Raw genomic sequence first — 6,912 nt, 5'->3', positions numbered from 1 at the left:
CCGAAGAACCAGAAAAACCTGGCACCGAAGAACCAGAAAAACCTGGCACCGAAGAACCAGAAAAACCTGGGACTCAGGAACCAGAATTTCCAGATGAAAATGACGAGCATCCAACGGTCACTGAACCTGAAAAGCCAAGTACGCCAACCCCCGACGAGCATGGCGAAACTGAAAAGCCAGTTAAACCAAGCAAACCGGCACCGGCGCCCAACAAGCCAGCTACTGAAAAGCCAACGCTCAGCGTGCCTGAAACCAGTGCCACTGGTCAGACAAGCACACCAACAACTAGCGGCACCCCTTATCAACCGCATACCACGGTTCCTAGTGCCACCATGCCAACAACGCAACCCACAACCGGCATGATTGCCGCCACACCAAGCACAACACCGACTCCAGCGGCACCAACCACTGGCACTCCGGCGACAACTAGTCCAGCAGCAGCCTTACCGCAAACCAATGAGCAACACCATGCTTTGGCTAGCTTGTTAGCCATTCTTGGGTTAGTCTTAATTCTCATTGGCAGTCACTGGTTAAGTCATCGCTCACGGAAAATTTAGTCACTGTTAAGACGCAAAAAATCCCCGTTAGTTTGCACCAGTTGCAATACGCTGCACCGGTCAAACCCAACGAGGATTTTACTTTGCTTATTTAACTTCGCGATGGCCTAACATTGGGTAAAGCCCAAAGACCACGATTAACGCGATAATGACACCGACAATGGCGGATGGTCCTAATTGTAAGGCAAACTTTTGATGGATGGCACTAACGATTTGATCGCCAATGTAACCAACTACCAAACCAAAAATTGCGCCCCAAAAGGCCGTAATTAGCGCCCCTGAAAACCAATGACTCTTATTCATACTTGACCCTCCTATTGAACCGATAATAGCTTAAAAACCATAATTTCGCTCAACTTTACTATAGCAGACCCGCTGATGAATTGCATCGCAAACCTGTCGTTAGTTATCTTAATCCAAAACTGAAAAAATTGCCAGCTTTTCCAAAAAGTTAATCGGTTTCACGATCTAATTGATTCAAAGCCGTCTTTAATTGGGCTTGATCAGTGGCATCTAATGATGGATACGCCAATGGTAATTCACTTAACCGTTTGTTGATAATCTCGGACACGCAGAGCCGCGAATACCACTTACTGTCCGCCGGGATCACATACCACGGCACACTTTTAGTCGCGGTGTTGGTAATCGCATCATCATAAGCTTGTTGATAATCATCCCAATACTTACGTTCCCGAATATCAGCAGCCGAGAACTTCCAATTATGGCTTGGAATCTCAATCCGGCGAATAAACCGCTGCTTTTGTTCGGCTTTTGACATATGTAAAAAGAACTTTAAAACCAAATATCCGTTGTGCTGCAAATAATCTTCAAAGTAGCGTAAGTCCTTGAAGCGACGGTCAAAGAAGGCATCATCTACTTGGGACTTCTTCTCGATATCCCCAATATGCTCATTCACAATAATATTCGGATGAACCCGACTAACCAGCACATCTTCATAATATGACCGATTAAAGATACCAATCATGCCCCGTTTGGGAACTTGGTCATGAATTCGCCATAAATAGTCATGGGCCACTTCTTTGGTCGTGGGTTGCTTGAATGAACTGACGTTACACCCTTGCGGATTGACGCCACTCATAATATGCGCAATCATGCTGTCCTTACCGGCTGCATCCATCGCTTGAAAGACGATCAATACCCCGTAACGGTCTTGAGCGTACAGCTTACCTTGCAGATCCGTCAATTGTTTAATATTTTGTGCAATCTGTTCCTTAATGACTTTTTCCGATTTATAATCAGCATCCGGTTGGGTGTCCAATTTGGTTAAATGCAACGTTTGCTTGCCGGTGTACCGATATTGTTTTTCAAAATTCACTGCCGCCACTCCTCTATGCTTATCGAAATGCTACAATTTGTTGTAATGTTTTGTGTTTAGCCAGCTGTCCCGGTTGGGCTGCAACACCGATGGACACTAATAATAACGGCTGATAACGGTTGATATCCAGATTCAAGATCTGGCTAAAGGCCAAGTGGTCAAAGCCAGTCATTGGATTCGTATCATAACCGGCATCTTTGGCCAATAGCATGAATTGCATCGCTACTAAACCAGCATCTAACGCCCCAATATCCGTATGCGCCTGCGTGGGCGTCTTTTGACCCGGTTGAAATGGCTGGGCATCGTCTTGATTCTCACGATCATTCACGAACAAGACGACCGCACTAGCTGTCGTTAATTGACTCGTATTGCCCGTCGCCGTAGTCAGTTTTTGCCGCAACCCTGGTGACGTCACGACTAACGCCCGAATCGGTTGTAAGTTCAAAGCTGTGGGCGCTAAAAAAGCCGTCTTTAATAAGCGTTCCAACTCTGAACGCTTAATTTCAGTTTGCCCATCATACCGCCGGACCGAATGCCGCGCTTGCATGACGTCAATAATTGGATTATTCGTACTCATTCAAGTCACTTCCTTAGGTTTAAGTATAAGTCAGCGGTTTCACTTTGACAAAAACAAATTTTTCACCGGCCTAACTCGTAAAATATTAGTTTATCCGCTAGAACCCGTTGCCACCCCTTAATCAAACGTTTACAATTAATGTATTAACATGCTTTGATATGAGACGTTTGGTGTTAGTTAAGATTTCCAATATCAAGTTGTTAACGGCGGGCGGGCCAGAATGGCAGGTTAAGCCAACTAACACCGAGCGTAAGATGATCATTACCAGACATTATCCATCACACCTACTTAGGGAGGAATTTGGCACATGGCAAAACGTAAAATGATTTTGGATCTAGATACTGGGATTGACGATGCAATGGCGATCGCCTATGCCGTCGGGGCCCCCGATGTTGATTTAATTGGGATTATTAGTTCATATGGGAACGTCGTCGTCGAACAAGCGGCCCATAATAGTTTACAAATTTTGGAATTACTCGGAGCGACCGACGTGCCAGTCTTTGTTGGAGAACCACATTCTAGCACAACGGAACACTTTGACGTTATGGCAATTTCAGCGCAAATTCATGGGGTCAACGGGATTGGTGAAGTCCAATTACCTGAACCAAAACGCCAACCAGAACAACAATCCGGAGTAGACTTCTTAATCGATGCAGTTCACCAATATGGCGCTGATTTAACGTTAGTCCCAACTGGTCCCCTAACCAACTTAGCCGCCGCCATCAAAAAAGCGCCCGATATTGCCTCAACAATTGGCAATGTCACGATTATGGGCGGTGCCTTGACCGTTCCTGGGAACGTCAGTCATTTTGCGGAAGCCAACATCAACCAAGATGCCGAAGCCGCTAACGCCGTCTTCACCAGCAAGATCAACTTAACGATGGTGGGCTTAGATGTTACCTTACGGACGTTATTAACCACCAAAGAAACTGGTCAATGGCGTGATTTAAAGACAACTGCCGGCGAAAAGTTCGCGGACATCGTTGATTACTACATCGATGCTTATAAAGTCACTAGTCCCCACTTACAAGGCTGTGCCTTACACGACCCATTAGCAGTCGGCGTGGCGTTAGATCCTAGCTTCGTCTCAACATTGAAGTTGAACATGTTCGTACAAGCTAGCGGCGAAGATTATGGGCGGACAATCGGTGACCCTGCGCGGTTGACCGATGCTCATCCGAACGTTACCGTCGCCTTGACGGTTGATACCGATCGCTATCTGAAGACCTTCATGACCTACTTAACTGACTTATTCAAACAAAACTAAGCTTTAAAATTAACCACGTTCCGGCAGACTAATTATCGTTTGCCGGAACGTGGTTTTTACTATTGTTTAGAAAGCTGCCCTAAAATGTACGTGGCAACCAAGCCCACGATGATCCCTGCAACTGCCGTAATGACTAGAATCCACCAACTAATCGCGTCAACACCCAAAGCGAAGAACGACCGGTTCCACGGTCCCCAGACCGGCAGCCAAGCACCTAATAGATGTAATTTCAAAAAGGCGACCGCAATTAACGGGCCACTAATCAAGGTAGCCACGACCCCTTTAGTTTGGCCACGACTCACTAATACTAGCGAAATAAGATTTGGCAAATAAACAATGATGTTTACCAACAATAGCGCCAAAGTAAAATGATATCCCCAACCCATCGCTTGTCGCATATGGTCACAGTCGTGAACTGCAATCACTGCTAGCATGACTAGATTAGTGATCATCAACGTATAAAGCTGCTTTAGTCCTGGCTGCCGCCGTGACAACGGGCGTTGCTGGTGAATCGTGCGTAAAGACCGCCACCCGACAATCACGATGGCAACTCCAAGTAGGCCATAAATCACCATCCCTAGTGAACTTTGACCTAGCCACATCAGCCAAATTGCCACGCCTTCAATTATTGCTAATCCACCAATCAAGCCCCAGCTAACGCCAGTTGCGCCGCGTGAATTCATCTTAAACATCCCCTCGTTAATTAACTGACTTTTGCCTAAATTGTAACGCTTTCATTAGTTAATTCATATGGCCGCTGCGTTTATCGGTTTAACACTCGGGTTGATCCAACATCAGCGTTAATCACCGGTTATTGATGAATATACGCTCGCTTTTAAAAGCTAGCTACAAAAAAGCGACTGCTAGTTTCAACAGTCGCCTCCTCATTTCAGTTTTAAATCCAACCAATCGCTTTCAGCCCATTTTGGATTCCGTCATGGTCGCAATCCGTCGTTGTTAAGTTCGCGCACGCTTGAATGGCTGGTTCGGCGTTACCCATCGCAATCCCAATCCCGGCACTCCGTAACATTTCGCGATCATTATCGTTATCACCAAAGGCCACGATGTCTTTGCCATCAACGTGCAGTTGAGCCGCTAACTTGGCAACGCCTTCCGCTTTCGACCCTACCCGTGGAATCACATCGACACCATTTTGTGCAAAGCGGACGAATGAGAACTCATCAGCATGTGGCAACTTGGCATCGACTTCGGGCCGATAGAACATCATCGCTTGATAAATCGGATGTTTTAAATAATAATCCGGCGCATAATCTGGTAACGGTGCCCGAAAGTCATGCAAGACTTGCAGTGTTGATTGACTGGGTTGGGTATGCGCATGTAACCCATCTAAAGATTCAAAAATCATATCAACTTGTTGGTCATCCGCTGCTTGGACTAAAGCGGCCACATTCGCTTGCGACAACGTTTGCTGATGCACCTGCTGTTTGTGAGCAAAGGCCGCTGACCCGTTACAAAGAATAAAATCTTGTAAATCTAACGCCTTAATAATCGGTCGTGCTAGCCGTAAATTCCGACCAGTCGCAATCGCCACGTTGATTTTTTGTTGCTTTAACTTTTGAATACTCGTAATGGTGCTGCGCAATAACTGCTTATTGCGTGCCAACAAAGTATTATCAATATCGAAAACCGCTAATCTTGCTACCATATTATTACCGCCTAATAAATTCTGATTTGATTAACTCATGCGTTGTCGTTTGGCCCGTCGCCAACTTGAACGCCGCTGTTCCTAAAGCTTCTAAATGATGATCAATCGTTGAAAACTTAAGTAATCTGCTAGATAATAAATTTTCCTGACCAATCGTGGGAATTGGTGCTAAACGATGGTCCAAGTAATATTGTTGGACCCCCGCGCCAATATCGTCACCATTGGTAAAGACCGCATCGACACCCGGTTGTAGCTGTGCAAAATACTCACCAGCTCGGTAACCGTCTTCATAAGTGACGGCGCCAACAAATAAGTTCCGTGAGTCAAGCTTGCCATAAACTTGTTGATAGGCACTGCGCGTCACCCGCGTGCTGGCACTGATGATATTATTGCGGCTTAGCACGACGCCCATGCTGTTAAATCCGTGGTGTTGCGCCCATTGTAAGGCGTTCACATAGGAAGCTTCACGGTCCGTATAAGCTGCCGCTAAGGGCCGGTCGTCACCAGGATCTTCACATAAAACGATCTGCCCATACTTACGATATTTTTCCAACGTTTCTAACGAACTGCTGCGCGATGTAAAGATCAACGCATCGTAGGCTTTGCTACGGAGCTGATCCAGATACCGGCGTTCAATCGTCAAATCATAATTGGTTGGTAATAACGTAATCTTGTACCCGGCCGCAAAAGCGGCACTGACTAACCCGTCAATAATCCGGGCAAAGTACGGGTGGTTCGCATACGGCATCACGACCCCAATCGTCTTCGTCTGACCGTTACTCAGGTCACGAGCGACGCGATTAGGCACGTAATCCAGTTGTCGCATAATTGCTTCAACCTTGGCCCGCTTCTCATCGGCCACGTATTTTTGATGATTGATTACCCGTGAAACGGTTGAAACTGAATAACCGGATAACCGGGCAATGTCATGAATATTTGTCATTTCTGCTCCCACTCCTATCTTCCATATTGTACCGTTAGATAGGCCGCGTTGCACTGCTTAATGTAACCGCTGACTCAATCACCAGTCTGGAACGGTCCATTTCTTTAAGAATGTCTATACATTAAGTTATGAAACCGGTCCCAGGTCAAGCACAATGTTGCAATTTTTAACGAATTTACCGATTTATTTTTCAATCAAGCCTATTAGCCCCTGTTTTACCGTCCAGCTGCCGTTTATTGGAGTTAAAATAGCTTGACGCTGTGTTTTCACTTATACTACGTTTGGTGCTAATTGAAATTGCCGCCTACCGGTTGGTTCCTAAAACGCTGGAACGCCATGGGCCATTTTGAAGCCAAAATGCGGTCTTCAAAATTGGCCTTGGCCTAAGTCCGAGCAGATCACTCGAACTAAGGCCAACGACACGGCTGAGCATTTTAGGAACCAACCTCTCGGCTAAATGACTGAGTTAAAAATAATTAATCACTGATTTATTAGAGCCTGTTTTAAAACTAAATATTTTACCGGGTTATATGCATGATCATTCGTATCATGATAAATGCGGTGAA

General features: G+C 45.8%; 7 protein-coding genes and 1 pseudogene. 2 read left to right on the top strand and 6 right to left on the bottom strand.

Going from position 1 to position 6,912, the window contains the following annotated elements; genetic code table 11:
• Positions 1-557, top strand: a pseudogene (locus FFM80_RS14555) (Ig-like domain-containing protein); the annotation flags it as partial.
• Between the two features lie 87 nt (positions 558-644).
• On the opposite strand, the gene FFM80_RS12220 reads toward FFM80_RS14555, so the two are convergent.
• From FFM80_RS12220 to FFM80_RS12210, 3 genes are all read right to left on the bottom strand, one after another.
• Positions 645-860, bottom strand: a complete 216-nt coding sequence (locus tag FFM80_RS12220; RefSeq protein WP_137635838.1) for a DUF2929 family protein — start codon at positions 858-860, stop codon at positions 645-647.
• Between the two features lie 148 nt (positions 861-1,008).
• Positions 1,009-1,893, bottom strand: a complete 885-nt coding sequence (locus FFM80_RS12215) for a polyphosphate kinase 2 family protein (protein ID WP_137641053.1) — start codon at positions 1,891-1,893, stop codon at positions 1,009-1,011.
• Between the two features lie 19 nt (positions 1,894-1,912).
• Positions 1,913-2,470 (bottom strand): nitroreductase family protein, encoded by a 558-nt coding sequence (locus FFM80_RS12210; RefSeq protein WP_137641052.1) that lies wholly within the window; start codon positions 2,468-2,470, stop codon positions 1,913-1,915.
• Positions 2,471-2,777: 307 nt separating this feature from the next.
• On the opposite strand from FFM80_RS12210, the gene FFM80_RS12205 reads away from it, so the two are divergent.
• Entirely contained in the window at positions 2,778-3,737 is a 960-nt protein-coding gene (locus FFM80_RS12205) for a nucleoside hydrolase (RefSeq protein ID WP_137641051.1), read from the top strand.
• Positions 3,738-3,796: 59 nt separating this feature from the next.
• On the opposite strand, the gene FFM80_RS14780 is transcribed toward FFM80_RS12205, so the two are convergent.
• From FFM80_RS14780 to FFM80_RS12190, 3 genes are all read right to left on the bottom strand, one after another.
• Positions 3,797-4,420 carry a hypothetical protein gene (locus tag FFM80_RS14780; RefSeq protein ID WP_223877362.1) on the bottom strand — a complete coding sequence of 208 codons (624 nt, stop codon included), beginning with the start codon at positions 4,418-4,420 and terminating at the stop codon, positions 3,797-3,799.
• 212 nt (positions 4,421-4,632) lie between these two features.
• Positions 4,633-5,403 (bottom strand): Cof-type HAD-IIB family hydrolase, encoded by a 771-nt coding sequence (locus tag FFM80_RS12195; RefSeq protein ID WP_137641050.1) that lies wholly within the window; start codon positions 5,401-5,403, stop codon positions 4,633-4,635.
• Positions 5,404-5,407: 4 nt separating this feature from the next.
• Positions 5,408-6,346, bottom strand: coding sequence for a LacI family DNA-binding transcriptional regulator (locus tag FFM80_RS12190; protein WP_137641049.1), 939 nt, complete (start codon positions 6,344-6,346; stop codon positions 5,408-5,410).
• Positions 6,347-6,912: the final 566 nt, after the last annotated feature.

The sequence above is a fragment of the Lactiplantibacillus dongliensis genome (genome assembly GCF_005405105.1).
In the GTDB taxonomy this organism is placed as follows: domain Bacteria; phylum Bacillota; class Bacilli; order Lactobacillales; family Lactobacillaceae; genus Lactiplantibacillus; species Lactiplantibacillus dongliensis.
The sequence above is the reverse complement of the archived record's forward strand: the minus strand, read 5'-3'. Positions and strand labels throughout refer to the sequence as shown.

Bases quoted from the DNA above. Each gene is read 5' to 3' on its own strand.
- FFM80_RS12220 (WP_137635838.1), bottom strand. From the start codon at position 860: ATGAATAAGAGTCATTGGTTTTCAGGGGCGCTAATTACGGCCTTTTGG.
- FFM80_RS12195 (WP_137641050.1), bottom strand. From the start codon at position 5,403: ATGGTAGCAAGATTAGCGGTTTTCGATATTGATAATACTTTGTTGGCA.
- FFM80_RS12205 (WP_137641051.1), top strand. From the start codon at position 2,778: ATGGCAAAACGTAAAATGATTTTGGATCTAGATACTGGGATTGACGAT.
- FFM80_RS14780 (WP_223877362.1), bottom strand. From the start codon at position 4,420: ATGAATTCACGCGGCGCAACTGGCGTTAGCTGGGGCTTGATTGGTGGA.
- FFM80_RS12210 (WP_137641052.1), bottom strand. From the start codon at position 2,470: ATGAGTACGAATAATCCAATTATTGACGTCATGCAAGCGCGGCATTCG.
- FFM80_RS12190 (WP_137641049.1), bottom strand. From the start codon at position 6,346: ATGACAAATATTCATGACATTGCCCGGTTATCCGGTTATTCAGTTTCA.